The 15727-nt window shown below is 67.9% G+C and carries 16 protein-coding genes; 6 read left to right on the forward strand and 10 right to left on the reverse strand.

All coding sequences use genetic code 11. From position 1 onward, the window contains the following. Window positions 1–83: 83 nt before the first annotated feature. From secB to nadA, 4 genes are read left to right on the forward strand one after another with little or no spacing between them, the layout of a single operon-like run. The gene (gene secB, locus M2282_RS08795) at window positions 84–548 is read left to right on the forward strand and encodes a protein-export chaperone SecB (RefSeq protein ID WP_280808390.1); all 465 of its coding nucleotides are present in this window, start codon (window positions 84–86) and stop codon (window positions 546–548) included. A gap of 25 nt (window positions 549–573) precedes the next feature. Continuing rightward, on the forward strand, window positions 574–1608 hold the full coding sequence (locus tag M2282_RS08800; protein ID WP_280808391.1) for an NAD(P)H-dependent glycerol-3-phosphate dehydrogenase: 1035 nt from the start codon (window positions 574–576) through the stop codon (window positions 1606–1608). A gap of 22 nt (window positions 1609–1630) precedes the next feature. Next, the gene (gene nadC, locus M2282_RS08805; RefSeq protein ID WP_280808392.1) at window positions 1631–2509 is read left to right on the forward strand and encodes a carboxylating nicotinate-nucleotide diphosphorylase; all 879 of its coding nucleotides are present in this window, start codon (window positions 1631–1633) and stop codon (window positions 2507–2509) included. Window positions 2510–2515: 6 nt separating this feature from the next. Further along, window positions 2516–3634 carry a quinolinate synthase NadA gene (nadA, locus tag M2282_RS08810; RefSeq protein ID WP_280808393.1) on the forward strand — a complete coding sequence of 373 codons (1119 nt, stop codon included), beginning with the start codon at window positions 2516–2518 and terminating at the stop codon, window positions 3632–3634. Window positions 3635–3766: 132 nt separating this feature from the next. Here the strand turns inward: nadA and M2282_RS08815 are convergent, their stop codons facing one another. From M2282_RS08815 to M2282_RS08845, 7 genes are all read right to left on the reverse strand, one after another. Beyond that, on the reverse strand, window positions 3767–4129 hold the full coding sequence (locus tag M2282_RS08815; protein ID WP_280808394.1) for a 6-pyruvoyl trahydropterin synthase family protein: 363 nt from the start codon (window positions 4127–4129) through the stop codon (window positions 3767–3769). A 13-nt stretch (window positions 4130–4142) separates the two neighbouring features. After that, the gene (gene queE / locus M2282_RS08820; protein ID WP_280808395.1) at window positions 4143–4781 is read right to left on the reverse strand and encodes a 7-carboxy-7-deazaguanine synthase; all 639 of its coding nucleotides are present in this window, start codon (window positions 4779–4781) and stop codon (window positions 4143–4145) included. Continuing rightward, entirely contained in the window at window positions 4778–5626 is an 849-nt protein-coding gene (gene panC, locus M2282_RS08825; protein ID WP_280808396.1) for a pantoate--beta-alanine ligase, read from the reverse strand. The genes queE and panC overlap by 4 nt, the downstream gene beginning before the upstream one ends. Window positions 5627–5638: 12 nt before the next feature. Continuing rightward, on the reverse strand, window positions 5639–6532 hold the full coding sequence (gene panB, locus M2282_RS08830) for a 3-methyl-2-oxobutanoate hydroxymethyltransferase (RefSeq protein WP_280808397.1): 894 nt from the start codon (window positions 6530–6532) through the stop codon (window positions 5639–5641). A 73-nt stretch (window positions 6533–6605) separates the two neighbouring features. Then, window positions 6606–8177 (reverse strand): L-aspartate oxidase, encoded by a 1572-nt coding sequence (gene nadB / locus M2282_RS08835; protein ID WP_280808398.1) that lies wholly within the window; start codon window positions 8175–8177, stop codon window positions 6606–6608. Window positions 8178–8200: 23 nt separating this feature from the next. Then, window positions 8201–9037 carry a segregation and condensation protein A gene (locus M2282_RS08840; protein WP_280808399.1) on the reverse strand — a complete coding sequence of 279 codons (837 nt, stop codon included), beginning with the start codon at window positions 9035–9037 and terminating at the stop codon, window positions 8201–8203. 71 nt (window positions 9038–9108) lie between these two features. Continuing rightward, a complete protein-coding gene (locus M2282_RS08845) occupies window positions 9109–9315 on the reverse strand; it encodes a DUF3460 family protein (RefSeq protein WP_013543127.1) in 207 nt (68 codons plus the stop codon). A gap of 69 nt (window positions 9316–9384) precedes the next feature. On the opposite strand from M2282_RS08845, the gene M2282_RS08850 reads away from it, so the two are divergent. After that, window positions 9385–9861 carry an outer membrane protein assembly factor BamE gene (locus tag M2282_RS08850; RefSeq protein ID WP_280808400.1) on the forward strand — a complete coding sequence of 159 codons (477 nt, stop codon included), beginning with the start codon at window positions 9385–9387 and terminating at the stop codon, window positions 9859–9861. On the opposite strand, the gene M2282_RS08855 is transcribed toward M2282_RS08850, so the two are convergent. Continuing rightward, window positions 9862–11505 (reverse strand): SulP family inorganic anion transporter, encoded by a 1644-nt coding sequence (locus tag M2282_RS08855; RefSeq protein WP_280808401.1) that lies wholly within the window; start codon window positions 11503–11505, stop codon window positions 9862–9864. It lies immediately after the preceding gene. A gap of 149 nt (window positions 11506–11654) precedes the next feature. Here M2282_RS08855 and M2282_RS08860 point away from each other — a divergent pair, with 149 nt between their 5' ends. After that, complete coding sequence (locus tag M2282_RS08860; RefSeq protein WP_280808402.1) at window positions 11655–13367, forward strand: hydrogenase maturation protein; 1713 nt, start codon at window positions 11655–11657, stop codon at window positions 13365–13367. 12 nt (window positions 13368–13379) lie between these two features. Here the strand turns inward: M2282_RS08860 and M2282_RS08865 are convergent, their stop codons facing one another. Further along, on the reverse strand, window positions 13380–13577 hold the full coding sequence (locus tag M2282_RS08865; RefSeq protein WP_280808403.1) for a hypothetical protein: 198 nt from the start codon (window positions 13575–13577) through the stop codon (window positions 13380–13382). Between the two features lie 20 nt (window positions 13578–13597). Further along, window positions 13598–15697 carry a methionine--tRNA ligase gene (gene metG / locus M2282_RS08870; RefSeq protein WP_280808404.1) on the reverse strand — a complete coding sequence of 700 codons (2100 nt, stop codon included), beginning with the start codon at window positions 15695–15697 and terminating at the stop codon, window positions 13598–13600. Between the last annotated feature and the right edge of the window lie 30 nt (window positions 15698–15727).

Below are 15727 nucleotides of genomic sequence, written 5' to 3' on the forward strand. Positions count from 1 at the left end.
GATAATCGCCTGCTCATCCATCTGCAGCCCGCTGCGGGAACCTCTCCCCGGCGGGCATTGTTTTGATCCTCGAAAGTTCAGCCATGGCCGACCAGCAAGCCCAAGATCCCATCTTCCAGATCCAGCGCGTCTACCTCAAGGACCTGTCGCTCGAACAACCCAATTCGCCCGCGATCCTGCTGGAGCAGGAACAGCCCACCGTCGACATCCAGCTCGGCGTGGACGCCCAGCCCGTGGCCGAAGGCATCTTCGAGATCACCGTGTCGGCCACCGTGCAGACCAAGATCGGCGACAAGACCGTGTTCCTGGTCGAAGCCAAGCAAGCCGGCATCTTCGAGATCCGCAACCTGCCCGAAGACCAGATGGGCGCCATCCTGGGCATCGCCTGCCCGCAGATCGTCTACCCGTACCTGCGCGGCAACGTGGCCGACGTGATCCAGCGCGGCGGCTTCCCGCCCGTGCACCTGGCCGAAATCAACTTCCAGGCGATGTACGAGCAGCAGCAGGCACAGGCCGCCGGCCAGCCTGCGCCGACCCTCGCGCAGTAAGCCTGCACAACTGCCGCCAACGCCGATGAAGATCTGCGTTCATGGCGCCGGTGCCTGGGGCACGGCAGTGGCCGTCAACGCGGCCGCTCGCCACGAGGTCACGCTCTGGGCGCGCGACGCCGCCCAGGCCGATGCCATCTCGAAGGCGCGCGAGAACACCCGCTACCTGCCGGGGCTGGCGCTGCCGGCCTCGCTCGCCGTGCGTGCGGGCAATATCGGCCAGGCGCATGCCGGCGCCGATCTCGTCATCGTGGCCACGCCGATGTCCGCCCTGCGAGAACAGCTCGTCGCGCTGCGCGGCTGCACTGCGCCGGTGGCATGGCTGTGCAAGGGCGTCGAGCCCGCGCTCGATGCCACCTCCTTCGGCCTGCTCGCCCACGAAATATGGGCACAGGCCGCCCCCGATTTGATAGCCGGCGTGCTCAGCGGCCCGAGCTTCGCGCAAGAAGTCGCCGAAGGCCGCCCGACTGCGCTGGTCGCCGCCAGCCCGCATGCGGCGGTGCGCGACGCGCTGGTCGATGCCTTCCACGGACCGGCCCTGCGCGTCTACGCCAACGAGGACATCGTCGGCGTCGAGGTCGGCGGCGCGGTCAAGAACGTGCTCGCCATCGCCACGGGCCTGTGCGACGGCCTCGCGCTCGGGCTCAACGCCCGCGCGGCGCTCATCACCCGCGGTTTGGCCGAAATGACCCGCTTCGGCCTCGCGCTCGGCGCCCGCGCCGAGACCTTCATGGGCCTCTCGGGCCTCGGCGATCTCGTGCTGACCTCCACCGGCGACCTGTCGCGCAACCGCAAGGTCGGCCTGCTGCTGGCCCAGGGCCGCACGCTGGCGCAGGCGGTCGATTCGCTGGGCCACGTGGCCGAAGGCGTGTACTGCGCGCGCACCGTGGTGCAGCGCGCCCAGGGCCTGGGGCTCGAGATGCCCATCGCCGAAGGCGTGGTCGCGCTGCTCGACGGCCGTGTGAGCCCGAAGGACGCCGTTGCCGCCCTGACCGGTCGCGACCCGGTGCCCGAGTCAGTCCCGTCTGGCGCGGCGGCATCCCCTCGTCAATCTTCTTAAAAAAACGCAGAGACAAAGCGCCATGAGCCTTCGCTTCGATTTTTCAGCGTCGGCCGTGGCCGCGCTGGCCCTCGCCGATGCCACCCGCGCATTGCAGGAAGACGTCGCCGACGGCGACCTCACCGCCTCGCTGGTCGATCCCGCCCGCAGGGCGCGCGCCCGCGTACTGGCGCGCGAAGCTGCCGTCGTGTGCGGCGCGCCCTGGGTCGAGGCGACGATCAGGCAGCTCGATCCCGAGGCCCGCATCACCTGGCTCTGCGCCGAAGGCGAACGCTGCGCGGCCGACCAGACCGTGCTGGAAATCGAGGGCACTGCCCGCGCGCTGCTGACAGCCGAGCGCACCGCGCTCAATTTCCTGCAGTTGCTGAGCGCGGTCGCCACCAAGACCGCGCTGTATGCCGAAGCCGTCGAAGGCACGCGCGCCCGCATCGTGGATACGCGCAAGACCCTGCCGGGCCTGCGCCTTGCGCAGAAATACGCGGTGCGCACCGGCGGCGGCCTGAACCACCGCATCGGTCTCTACGACGCGGTGCTCATCAAGGAAAACCACATCGCCGCGGCCGGCGGTGTCGCTGCCGCCCTGCGCGCGGTGGCGCCGGTGGCCGCGCAGGCCGCTTTCGTCGAGGTCGAGGTCGAAACGCTGGCCCAGTTGCGCGAGGCGCTCGGCGCCGGTGCGCGCATGGTGCTGCTCGACAACATGGACCTGCCTACGCTGCGCGAAGCCGTCCGCATCAATGACGAGGCGGGCGAAGGCCGCAAGGCCGTGCTGGAGATTTCAGGCGGCGTCACGCTCGACGGCCTCCGTACCCTGGCCGAGACCGGTGTAGACCGCATCTCGGTCGGCGCGTTGACCAAGGATGTCAAAGCCATCGACTACTCGATGCGTTTCCAGGAAAGCTGATCCGCCATGTCGTCCCCGGTCATCGATGTCGACTACGAGCAACCCGCCGCGAAGGCAGGCGCCGCCTGCGACACGCGCCACGCCTGGGCACGCGTGCCCGCCGAGCCTTCGCCCGACCAGCGCGTCGCGCTGAAGGAGCGCATCCGCCGCCTGCTGCGCGAGCGCAACGCGGTGATGGTGTCGCACTTCTACGTGCACCCCGACCTGCAGGACCTGGCCGAGGAAACCGGCGGCATCGTGAGTGATTCGCTCGAGATGGCGCGCTTCGGCCGCGACCACGCGGCCACCACGCTGGTGGTGTCGGGCGTGCGCTTCATGGGCGAGACCTCCAAGATCCTCTCGCCCGAGAAGCGCGTGCTGATGCCCGACCTGGACGCGAACTGCTCGCTCGACCTGGGCTGCCCCGTCGATGAATTCAGCGCGTTCTGCGACCAGCACCCCGACCGCACCGTGGTCGTCTACGCCAACACCAGCGCGGCCGTGAAGGCGCGCGCCGACTGGCTGGTCACCTCGAGCTGCGCGCTCGATGTGGTGAGCGCGCTGCACGCGCAGGGACGCAAGATTCTCTGGGGGCCGGACCGCCACCTGGGCGACTACATCCAGCGCCAGACCGGCGCGGACATGGTCAGCTGGAACGGCGCCTGTATCGTGCACGACGAGTTCAAGGCGCTCGAACTTGAGCTGCTCATGAAAGCTCATCCATTGGCGAAGGTGCTGGTGCACCCGGAATCGCCGGCCGATGTGATCGCGTTGGCGGACGCGGTCGGCTCGACATCGGCGATCCTGAGCGCCGCGCAGCGCCTGGACGCGAAGGAATTCATCGTCGCCACCGACACCGGCATGCTGCACAAGCTGCGCACGCTGAATCCCGGCAAGACCTTCATCGAGGCGCCGACGGCTGGCAACGGCGGCACCTGCAAGAGTTGCGCGCATTGCCCGTGGATGGCGATGAACGGGCTGGTGGAGCTGGCGAATGCGCTGGTGACCGGCGCGGGGGAAATCCATGTCGATCCGGCGCTGGGCCTGCGGGCACGGGTGCCGATCGATCGCATGCTGGCGTTTACTGCCGGGCTCAAGAACGGCAAGCAGCCTGGCAGCCTGATCGCCGGCATCGGCGCTGCCTGACCCTGTGTTGCTCCTTCCCCCTCTGGGGGAAGGTTGGGATGGGGGCACGACGGCGCTGATTTCGCCCAGGTGTTTCATCGACCGCCGCTTGCCCCCACCCCAGCCCTCCCCCGGGAGGGGAGGGAGCAAGACCTAGAACTCCAGCGTGCAACTGTCGCCCAACGCCTCGCGCCAGACGCGAATCCGTGCCAGCGAATCCCGCAGATCCGGCAGCGCATCCGCAATGAACACGCACAGGTTCTCCAGCGTCGGCGGATGCAGCCCCGCCACATCGTCCAGCAGGTGATGGTCCAGCAGCTCGCGCACATCGTCGAGCCGTCGCCTCAGCAACCCGAGGTCGATCACCATCCCGGTGACCGGATCGCGCTCGCCCGCGAGCCAGACTTCGGCGTGATACGTGTGGCCGTGGATACGGCGGCTGCCTTCCACCTCGATGTCGCGTTTCAGCGTGTGGGCGGCGTCGAAGAAAAAGCGTTGGCTGATGGTGAAGCGCATAAAAGGCGGGCGGCTATCGGATGCCGGTGATCTTGTGGGTCTGCACGCTCAAGCGCCACGCCGGTTGGCGCATGCACTCAGCGATGCAGAGTTCGGTATTGGCCACGCGGTCGGGGCCGTCCATGGGTTGCAGGAAGCGGTGCGTGAACTCGCCGGTGTGCGCCATCGTGTCGAGGTCGAACGCGGTCTGCGGCCACACCAGCTTGAGCTCCTGCCCGCGCTGCTGCACCCACGGCGCGCCGGCCTTGGGGCTGATGCAGAGCCAGTCGATGCCTTCGGGCGCGGCGACCGTGCCGTTGCTCTCGACCGCGATGCGGAAGCGCCGCGCATGCAGCGCATCGACCAGCACCGCATCCACCTGCAGCAGCGGCTCGCCGCCCGTGAGCACCACCAGCCGGTGATCGGCGTCGTTCGCGGGCCACTGCGCGGCGATGGTGTCGGCCAACTGGTCGGCGGTCTTGAACTTGCCGCCGAGCGTGCCGTCGGTGCCCACGAAGTCGGTGTCGCAGAAACGGCAGACGGCGGAGGCGCGGTCTTCCTCGCGGCCCGTCCAGAGGTTGCAGCCCGCGAAGCGGCAGAACACGGCCGGCATGCCCGCCTGGCCGCCTTCGCCTTGCAGGGTGTAGAAGATTTCCTTGACGCTGTAGGTCATGCAGCCAGCGCCTCGATCTCGAGGTTGTCGATTAGTCGCGTGCTTCCCAGCCGTGCCGCGGCCAGCGCCACCAGCGGTTCGCCGTGCAGGCCGAAGGAGGGCGCCTGCAGGTCGGCGCGGCGCCGCAGCACCAGATAGTCCGGTTGCCAGCCGCGCTCTGTCAGCGTCTGCATGGCCCGCGCTTCGATCGCTGCCAGATCGCGCTCGCCCGATTGCACCTCAGCGGCCATCGCCTTCAATGCCTTCGACAACTGCACCGCCTCCGCACGCTCGGTCTCGCTCAGGTAGCCGTTGCGCGACGAGAGCGCGAGCCCGTCGTCGGCGCGGAAGGTCTCGCTGCCCACGATCTCGATCGGCAGCGCGAACTGCCGCACCATGTGGCGGATCATCATCAGCTGCTGGTAGTCCTTCTTGCCGAACACGGCCACCCGCGGCTGCACGCAGGTGAAGAGCTTCATCACCACGGTGCACACGCCGATGAAGAAACCGGGGCGGAAATGCCCTTCGAGGATGTCGGCGAGCGCCGGATCGGGATGCACCTTGCAGGTCTGCGGCTCGGGGTAGAGCGCCTTCTCGTCAGGCGCGAACAGCACGTCGCAACCGGCGTCGCGCAGCTCGGCGCAATCGCTCTCCCAGGTGCGCGGGTAGGTGTCGAAGTCTTCGTGCGGCAGGAACTGCAGGCGGTTGACGAAGATGCTCGCCACCGTCACGTCACCGAGCGGCTTGGCCTGCGTGATGAGCGCGATGTGGCCGTCGTGCAGGTTGCCCATCGTCGGGACGAACGCGGGGCGCTTGAAAGCCGCAAGGTGGTCGCGCAGCTCGGCGATGGTGTGTGCGATGTACATGGGTTCGGTCCCTTACCAGGCGTGGAGTTGATCGTCGGGAAAGCTGCCGTCCTTGACGGCCTGCACGTAGGCCTTGAGCGCAGACAGCACGCCCGGCGCGTCGGCCATGAAGTTGCGCACGAACTTCGGCATCTTCCCGAGGTTGATGCCCAGCATGTCATGCAACACCAGCACCTGGCCGGCGGTGGCCTTGCCTGCGCCGATGCCGATGGTGGCGCAGTGCTTCAGTTCGGCGGTGAGCTCGGCGGCGAGCGCGGCCGGCACCATTTCCAGCACCAGCATCGTGGCGCCCGCGTCCTGCAGCGCATGCGCGTGTTGCTTGAGCAGCGCACCCGCATCGCCCTTGCCCTGCACCCGGTAGCCGCCGAGCGCATGCACGGTCTGCGGCGTCAGGCCCAGGTGCGCGCACACCGGAATGCCGCGCTCGACCAGGAAGCGCACCGTCTCGGTCGTCCAGCCGCCGCCTTCGAGCTTGACCATGTGCGCGCCGGCCTGCATCAGCACCGTGGCGTTGCGCAGCGCCTGCTCGCGCGATTCCTGGTAGCTGCCGAAGGGCAGGTCGGCGATCAGCCAGGCCGTGCCCTGCACGCGGCGCAGGCCCCGCGAGACGCTGTCGGTGTGATAGCGCATGGTCTCCAGGCTCACGCCCACCGTGCTGTTCAGGCCCTGGCAGACCATGCCGAGCGAATCGCCGACCAGCAGGCAATCGACGCCCGCCGCATCGGCCATCGCCGCGAAGGTGGCGTCGTAGGCGGTGAGCATCGAGATCTTCTCGCCGCGCGCGTGCATGTCCGCCAGGCGCGGCAGGCTCACGGGCTTGCGCGAGGCGGGCGTCGAGGCCGGAGGCAGCGTGCCGTAGGGCGACGCTGGCGTGGTTTCTGGCGATGGGGTGGTGGTGTTCGACATGGTTGGGTTTCTCCCTGCGGGCGTCGGTGGCCGGGCATCCTTGAGTGAAGAAAAACGCGAGATGGGTGGGTCGTCAGTCCGCCGAGGGCACCAGCACGGTGGGGGCCGTCGGTTCGGCGAGCGAAGGATAGTCGCGGCTGAAATGCAGCCCGCGGCTCTCGTGGCGGGCCTGGGCCGAGCGCACGATCAGCTCGGCCACCTGGACCAGGTTGCGCAGCTCCAGGAGGTCGCGCGTGACATGGAAGTTCGCATAGAACTCATGGATCTCGGCCTGCAGCAGCGCGATGCGGTGGCTCGCGCGCTCCAGGCGCTTGTTGGTGCGCACTATGCCCACGTAGTCCCACATGAAGCGGCGCAGCTCGTCCCAGTTGTGCGAGATGACGACGGCCTCGTCGGCGTCGGTGACGCGGCTCTCGTCCCATGCGGGGATGTCGGTGCGGTCATGCGCGGGCGCGCCGGCGATGGCACCCGCCGCCGCGCGCGCGAACACCATGCACTCAACCAGCGAATTGCTGGCCAGCCGGTTGGCGCCGTGCAGGCCCGTGCAAGCGGTCTCGCCGATGGCGTAGAGGCCGGGCACGTCGGTACGGCCGGCGAGGTCGCTGAGCACGCCGCCGCAGGTGTAGTGCGCGGCCGGCACCACGGGAATCGGCTCGCGGGTGATGTCGATGCCCAGTTCGGCGCAGCGCGCGAGGATGTTGGGGAAGTGTTCCTTCAGGAACGCCGCGGGCTGGTGCGAGATGTCCAGGTACACGCAATCCAGCCCGTGCTTCTTCATCTCGAAGTCGATGGCGCGGGCGACCACGTCGCGCGGCGCGAGTTCGGCGCGCTCGTCATGTTTCGGCATGAAGCGCGTTCCGTCGGGCAACTTCAGCAAGCCGCCTTCGCCGCGCACCGCCTCGCTGATCAGGAACGACTTGGCATGCGGGTGGTACAGGCAGGTCGGGTGGAACTGGATGAACTCCATGTTCGATACCCGGCAGCCCGCGCGCCACGCTGCGGCGATGCCGTCGCCGGTGGCCGTGTCGGGGTTGGTCGTGTAGAGGTAGACCTTGCCCGCGCCGCCCGTCGCCAGGATGGTGTGCGGCGCACGGAAGGCGAGCACCTCGTCGGTGGCGTCGTCCAGCGCGTAGAGGCCCACGCAGGCCGGGTCGTGCAGCCCGAGCTTGGTGCCGGTCACCAGGTCGACAAGCGTGTGGTGTTCGAAAAGCGTGATGTTCGGCGTGCGGCGCACACGCTCGATCAGCACCTGCTGCACCGCTGCGCCAGTGGCGTCGGTCACATGCACGATGCGGCGCTGGCTGTGGCCGCCTTCGCGCGTCAGATGCAGATCGCCGCCTTCTTCCGAGAACGGCACGCCCAGTTCGCGCAGCCAGCCGATGGCTTCGGGTGCATGTTCGACGACGAAGCGCGTGGCCTCAGGGTCGCACAGGCCCGCGCCGGCGATGAGCGTGTCTTCCACATGCGCGTCGAAGCTGTCGCCCGCGGCCAGCACCGCCGCGATGCCACCCTGCGCCCAGGCGCTGGAGCCGTCGTTCAGTGCGCGCTTGGTGAGCACCGCCACGCGGTGCGTAGGCGCCAGGTGCAGCGCGGCGGAGAGGCCGGCGAGGCCGCTGCCGACGATGAGGACGTCGAAATCGAGCACGGCGGAATCCTCGGGTAGCGGGGTCAGGCTGGCGAATAGGCCAGGCGCACGTAGATCGGTGCGAAGGCTTCCGCCTGCGTGATGTCGATCAGCGTTTCCTTCGCGAGCTCGAGCATCGCGATGAAGGTGACGATCAGCACGGGCGCCCCGCGCGACACGTCGAAGAGTTTCTCGAACTCCACGAAGCGCTGCCCCTGCAGGTGGCGCAGCACGATGCTCATGTGCTCGCGCACGTTGAGTTCTTCCCGCGAGATCTTGTGGTGCTGCACGAGCTTGGCGCGCTTCATGATGTCGGCCCAGGCATCGCGCAGGTCGATCACGTTCACCTCGGGAAAGCGGGGCTTGAGCGACTGCTCGATGTAGACCTGCCCTTTCCAGAAGTCGCGGCCGTAGGTCGGCATCGCGCTGATGGCGGCGGCCTGCAGCTTGGTCTGCTCGTATTCGAGCAGGCGGCGCACGAGTTCGGCGCGCGGGTCTTCGGCCTCTTCGCCCTCGGCCACCTTCTTGGGCGGCAGCAGCATCCGAGACTTGATCTCGATCAGCATCGCGGCCATCAGCAGGTATTCGGCCGCGAGTTCGAGGTTCGTCTGGCGGATTTCGTCGACGTAGCTCAGGTACTGCCGCGTGAGCCCCGCCATCGGGATGTCGAGGATGTTGAAGTTCTGCTTCCTGATCAGGTACAGCAGCAAGTCCAGCGGGCCCTCGAAGGCCTCCAGGAACACCTGCAACGCCTCGGGCGGGATGTACAGGTCTTTCGGCATCGCGAACAACGGCTCGCCATAGAGCCTGGCGAGCGCGACCTGGTCGACCACCTCGGGCATCGCCATCACCGGCGTGTCGTTGTCCTCGTCTCTGCTCATCGGGCGAACGCTATCAATTCAATAGCTGTTGGCGCAATGCGGACGGGAGCTGGATGCCGAGCCGGCACCATTTACTTGGATTGGGTCTGGTAGACGTAGGGCTGCATCGGCACGCGGGCTTCGCTGTACTCCTCGAGCAGGCTGCGGTCGAGGTGCTTGTCCCAGAGGAGGGCGCGGCCGGCGCGCTGTTCGGCTTCCAGCGTCGGCTTCTTTTCTTTCATCTCCTCGATGAAATTGGTGATCTCGGAAGAGTAGTGGGGGCGGCGGAAGATGGACATAGACTGGACCTTTGTAGACCGAATTTTACCGGGGACGGCATGGGACATCGGCAACAGTGGCGGATCGGCATGGCAACGGCGTTGCTGGCGGGGGTGATCGGGTTGGCGGGCTGCGACAACCAGCGCATCGCCGAACTCGAAGAAGGCGTCGCCACCGAGGCCGACGTGCGCACCAAGTTCGGCCAGCCCGAGAACATCTGGGACGCCCCCGACGGCGGCCGGATCTTCGAATACAACCGCCAGCCGCAGGGCCAGAAGAACTACATGATCACCATCGGCCGCGACGGCAAGATGAGCGCGCTGCGCCAGGTGCTCACGCCCGAGAACTTCGCCAGGGTGCAACCCGGGATGATGATGGAAGACCTGCGCAAGCTGCTCGGCAAGCCCGCCAGGGTCACGCCCTATGCGCTCAAGCGCGAGACCGAATGGGAGTGGCGCTGGGTGCAGCCGCCGAATTCGCCGATGGTGTTCACCGCCACGCTGAACGACGACCAGCGCGTGGTGCGCAGCGGCTCGTCGCCGGACCGGGCGACCGAAACCAACTGATCAGGCCTCGGCCGTGTGCGGCCGGCCATTCGCCAGTTCTTCGGCGAATCCCGAACGCTCGATCACCTCGCGCGGCTGCGGCTGCAGCGATTCCACCCGCAGCACCCCGTCGCGTGCCAGCACCGCGCGGTGCAACTGGCGCAGCGCATCGACGCCGGTGGCGTCCAGGTAGATCAGGTGCGTGGCGTCGAGCACCACCGTCATGCCGCGCGGCGCGCGCTCGGCCGCATTCACCGCTTCGTCGAGCTTGGCTGCCGCGCCGAAGAACAGCGCGCCGTAGATCCGGTAGGTGAGCACCGGCGGCTGCATCGATTCGAGCTCGACGCTGAAGAGCCCGCTCATGCGCCGGATGAAAAGCGCGCACGCGAGCACGATGCCCGCCTGCACCGCCACCGTGAGGTCGAACACCACGGTGAGGAAAAAAGTGCCGAGCATCAGCAGCCGGTAATGCCGGCTGAAGTGCCGCAACTGGCCCGGCGTGAATTCGCGCCATTCGCCCATGTTCAGGCCGACGAAGACGAGGATGCCCGCCAGCACCGCGAGCGGCACGTGGCGCGCGAGCGGCGCGGCCAGCAGCACCACGACCAGCAAGGTCAGCGCATGCACGATGCCCGCGATCGGCGAACTGCCGCCCGAGCGGATGTTCGTCACCGTGCGCGCGATGGTGCCGGTGGCCGGCATGCCGCCGAAGAAGGGCGTGACGATGTTGGCGATGCCCTGCGCCATCAGTTCCTGGTTCGGGTCGTGGCGCGGCTGGCCGCTCAGCTGGTCGGCCACGCGCGCGCACAGCAGCGATTCGATGGCGCCCAGCAGCGCGATGGTCAGCGTCGGCGTGACCAGTTGCTTGACCGTCTCCCACGAGAAGTCGGGCAGCGCGAAGGCCGGCACGCCCTCGGGAATGCCGCCGAAGCGCGTGCCGATGGTCTCCACCGGCAGCGCGAAGCCCCATGACACCAGCGTGAGCGTGACCAGCGCGACGATCGGGCCCGGCACGCGCGCGCCCATCTGCACCGCGCGTGTCTGCACCAGGTGCAATGGCAGGCGAGGCAGCCGCCGCCACAGCACCAGCCCGGCCACGCAGGCCACGCCGAGCGCGAAGGCCCAGGGGTTGAAGGTGCCGATCTGCAGCGCCATCGCATGCAGCTGCGAAAACACGTCGGCCGGCATCTTCGCGACCGTGAGCCCAAGCAGGTCCTTCAGCTGCGACAGCAGGATCAGCACCGCGATGCCGTTGGTGAAGCCCACCACGATCGACAGCGGCACGAAGCGCACCAGCCGCCCGAGTCCGAAGAGGCCTGCCGCGAACAGCAGCACACCGGCGCAGGCGGTGGAAATCAGCAGGTTCGCCACGCCGTAGCGCTCGACGATGCCGTAGACGATCACGATGAAGGCGCCGGCCGGCCCGCCGATCTGCACCGCCGAGCCGCCCAGGAGCGAGATCAGGAAGCCCGCGATGATCGCCGTCCAGATGCCGGCCTCGGGCTTGAGCCCCGAGGCGATGGCAAAGGCCATCGCCAGCGGCAGCGCCACGATGCCCACCGTCGCGCCCGCGCCCAGGTCCTTGAAGAAACGCTCCCGGTTGTAGTCCGCCATCGCGTCCAGCAGGCGGGGACGAAAGCGGGTGAGTTTCAAAGGGGACTGCATGGGTGGCTGATTGTGGCTCGCGTGTCTCGTCGGCACGACCGTCGAGCGGCCTGCGTACTTTCGATCAACTTATCCAAAGCGAAGGATCAAGATACATTTTTCACACTAATTGACATTTAAAACCAACATTGCCCGAGGGAGCCCGGTCCATGCACATCCTGCTTGTCGCAAGCGCGTTCAACAGCCTGACGCAAAGAGTTCTGGTCGAACTCCAGGACCGCGGCCACACCGTCGGCGTCGAACTGGCGCTCGGCGATGACGACGCCTTGCGCGAAGCGGTGCGCGTGCATGCGCCCCAACTCATCCTGGCGCCGATGCTCACCACCGCGATTCCCGAAGACATCTGGCGCGCCCACACTTGCCTGATCGTCCACCCCGGCCCGCCCGGCGACCGGGGTCCCTCTTCGCTCGACTGGACGCTGCGCAGCGGCACCGAAAGCTGGGGCGTCACCGTGCTCGCGGCCGTCGCCGAGATGGACGCGGGCGATGTCTGGGCCTGGTCGCCGCTCAAGGTGCCGCCGCTGGCCGGCAAGAGCGATCTCTACCGCGGCGAGGTGGCCGATGCGGCTGTCGACGCGGTGCTGCTCGCGGTCGAGCGCTTCGCCTCGGGCAAGTACAAGCCGAAGCGGCAGAAGGCGGCCGACCTTGCGGCGGGCTGGCGTCCGTTCCTGAAGCAGGTGGAGCGCCGCATCGACTGGGCCACCGAATCGACCGAGTCGGTACTGCGCCAGTTGCGTGCCGCCGATTCGCAGCCCGGCGTGCTCGACGACATGTTCGGCGCCCAGTGGTACCTGCACGGCGCGTACCCCGAAGACGAACTGCGCGGCGCGCCCGGCGAGCTGATCGCCACCCGCGCCGGTGCCATCTGCCGCGCCACGACGGACGGCGCCGTCTGGATCGTGCAACTTCGCCCCTGGCGCGCGCCGGGCTCGGGGCTGGCCAGCTTCAAGCTGCCGGCCGTCGATGCGCTCGGCGACCTGCTGCCCGCCGGCCTGCCCGAAGTTCCCGCACCACTGCAATTGCCGGCGGCGCGCCGCACCTGGACCGACATGCGCTACAGCGAGCACGGCGCGGTCGGCGTGCTGAACTTTTCGTTCCCCGGCGGCGCGATGAGCAGCGTGCAGTGCCGCCGCCTGCTGGAGGCCTATCGCTTCGCCTGCACCCGGCCGACCTCGGTGCTGGTGCTCGGCGGCCTGCGCGACTTTTTCTCGAATGGCATCCACCTCAACGTGATCGAGGCCGCGCCCGATCCGGCCGAGGACTCGTGGGCCAACATCCATGCGATGAACGACCTGGTCGAGGCGGTGATCACCACCACCGACAGGCTCACCGTCGCGGCCCTGGGCGGCAATGCCGCTGCCGGCGGCGTGATGCTCGCGCTCGCGGCCGACGAGGTGTGGTGCAGGGACGGCGCCATCCTCAACCCGCACTACAAGCTCATGGGCCTCTACGGCTCCGAGTACTGGACCTACACGCTGCCGCGCCGCGTGGGCGAGCGCGAGGCGGAGCGCCTCACGCAATCGGCGCTGCCGGTGAGCGCGAAGCGCGCGGTCGAGCTTGGCATGGCCGAGCGCGTGCTGCAGGCCGCGCCGGAAGAACTGGGCGATGAAGTGGTGCGGCTGGCTGCAGAGCTCGCCGCATCGCCCGACCTCGCGGCACGCATCGCGAAGAAGAAGGCGAAGCGCGCGGAAGATGAATCGGTGAAGCCGCTGCAGCGATACCGCGATGAAGAGCTGACGCACATGCGCCGCAATTTCTTCGACCGGAGCGAGCCGCATGCGGCCTTGCGCTCTGCCTTCGTGCGCAAGGAAAAGGCGCAGCACACGCCCGCGCACGTCGCGCAGCTGGGCCTGCCGCGCTGAGGCTCCAGCGCCTTACTTGCTGTCCGGAATCACCGCATCGGCAGCCGCACCCACGGCCTTGCCGGTGATGCGCGCGGTGCCGATGGCCGCGTCGGCGGCGAGGCCGACCGCGCCGGCGCCCACGCTCACCGCGGTGCTGGCGACCGTGACCACGGCGCAGCCGCTCAGCGCGGCAACGAGCGACGACAGCAGAAGAGCGCGCAGCAGCATGGAGTGATCTCCTCGATCGGTCAGCGAACCCGCATGCCCGGCGTCGCGCCCGGCCAGGGTTCGAGCACATGGATGCCCGAATTGGCTTTTTCGTCGCCGTGGCTCGCGGCCAGCACCATGCCTTCGCTGATGCCGAACTTCATCTTGCGCGGCGCGAGGTTCGCGACCAGCACCGTGAGCTTGCCCACCAGTTGCTCAGGCTGGTAGGCCGAGGCGATGCCGCTGAACACGTTGCGGGTTTTTCCTTCGCCGGCATCGAGCGTCAGGCGCAGCAGCTTGGTCGAGCCTTCGACCTTCTCGCACGCCACGATCTTCGCGATGCGCAGGTCGATCTTCACGAAGTCGTCGATGGTGATCGTCGGCGCGATGGCTTCGCCGCCGGGCAGCGCGTCGGCGCTTGCAGCTTCGGCTGCGGCAACCGGTGCCGCTTCAGGCGCGTCGAAAAGCTTGTCGACCACCTTGGCATCGGCACGCTGCATCAGGTGCTTGTAGTCGCCGATGGCGTGACCGGCGGGCAGCGCCTGCGCCGCATCCGTCCAGGCCAGCGGCGAGATCTTCAGGAACGCCTCGACGTTCACCGCCAGCGCCGGCAGCACCGGCTTCAGGTACAGCGTGAGCAGGCGGAAGGCCTCGATGCACACGGTGCACACGTCGTGCAGGCGCGCTTCGGCGCCTTCCTTCTTGGCCAGCTCCCAGGGCTTGTTATGGTCGACGTACTCGTTCACCTTGTCGGCCAGCGCCATCACTTCGCGCAGCGCACGGGCGTAGTCGCGCCCGTCGTAGAGCGAATGGATCTGGCCGGCCGCCTCGCGCAGCGCGAACAGCAGCGCATCGCCATCGGCCGACACCTCGCCCAGCTTGCCGCCGAAGCGCTTGCCGATGAAGCCTGCCGCGCGGCTCGCGATGTTGATGTACTTGCCCACGAGGTCGCTGTTGACGCGCGCGACGAAGTCCTCGGGGTTGAAGTCGATGTCTTCGTTGCGGCCGTTGAGCTTGGCCGCGATGTAGTAGCGCAGCCATTCGGGATCGAGCCCGATCGACAGGTACTTGAGCGGATCGATGCCGGTGCCGCGGCTCTTGCTCATCTTCTCGCCGCTCACCGTGAGGTGGCCGTGCACGTACACCGCATCGGGCGCCTTCCGGCCGCTGAAGTGCAGCATCGCGGGCCAGAAGAGGGTGTGGAAAGTGATGATGTCCTTGCCGATGAAATGCACCTGCTCCAGGTCGGGGTCGGCCATGTACTCGGTGTACGAGATGCCGTCGCCGCCCAGTTCGATGCAGCGCTTGTCCAGCAGGTTCTTCAGCGACGCCAGGTAGCCCACGGGCGCGTCGAGCCACACGTAGAAGTACTTGCCCGGCGCATCGGGGATCTCGATGCCGAAGTAGGGCGCGTCGCGGCTGATGTCCCAGTCGCCGAGGCCGCCCTTGCCTTCGTCGTCCTTGTAGAGCCATTCGCGGATCTTGTTCTGCACTTCGGACTGCACGTGGCCGGGCGCGGCGGTCCATTCCTTCAGGTAGGCCTCGCAGCGCGGGTCGGAAAGCTTGAAGAAGAAGTGGTCCGAGCTGCGCAGTTCGGGCTTGGCGCCCGAGAGGGCCGAGTAGGGATTGATCAGCTCGGTGGGCGCGTACACCGCGCCGCACACCTCGCAGTTGTCGCCGTACTGGTCCTTCGAATGGCAGTTGGGGCACTCGCCCTTGATGAAGCGGTCGGCCAGGAACATGCCCTTTTCAGGGTCGTAGAACTGCTCGACGCTCTTGGTCTCGATGAGGCCGGCGGCGCGCAGGTCGCGGTAGATGTCCTGCGCGAGCTGGTGGTTCTCGGGCGCGTCGGTCGAGTGCCAGTTGTCGAAGGAGATGTAGTAGCCGTCCAGGTAGGGCTTGCGGCCCGCGGCGATCTCGGCCACGAAGGCCTGGGGCGTCACGCCGGCCTTGTCGGCCGCGATGGTGATGGCCGCGCCGTGCGCGTCGTCGGCGCAGACGAAGTTGACCTCGGCGCCGTTCATTCGCTGGTTCCGCACCCAGATGTCGGCCTGGATGTACTCCATCATGTGGCCGATGTGGAACTTGCCGTTGGCGTACGGCAGGGCGGTGGTGACGAAGAGCTTGCGCGGGGCGGACATCGGGGAGGGCGCTTTCGGGAGTGACGGACG

Origin of the sequence: Variovorax boronicumulans (genome assembly GCF_029892485.1) — a bacterium.
In the GTDB taxonomy this organism is placed as follows: Bacteria; Pseudomonadota; Gammaproteobacteria; order Burkholderiales; family Burkholderiaceae_C; genus Variovorax; species Variovorax boronicumulans_B.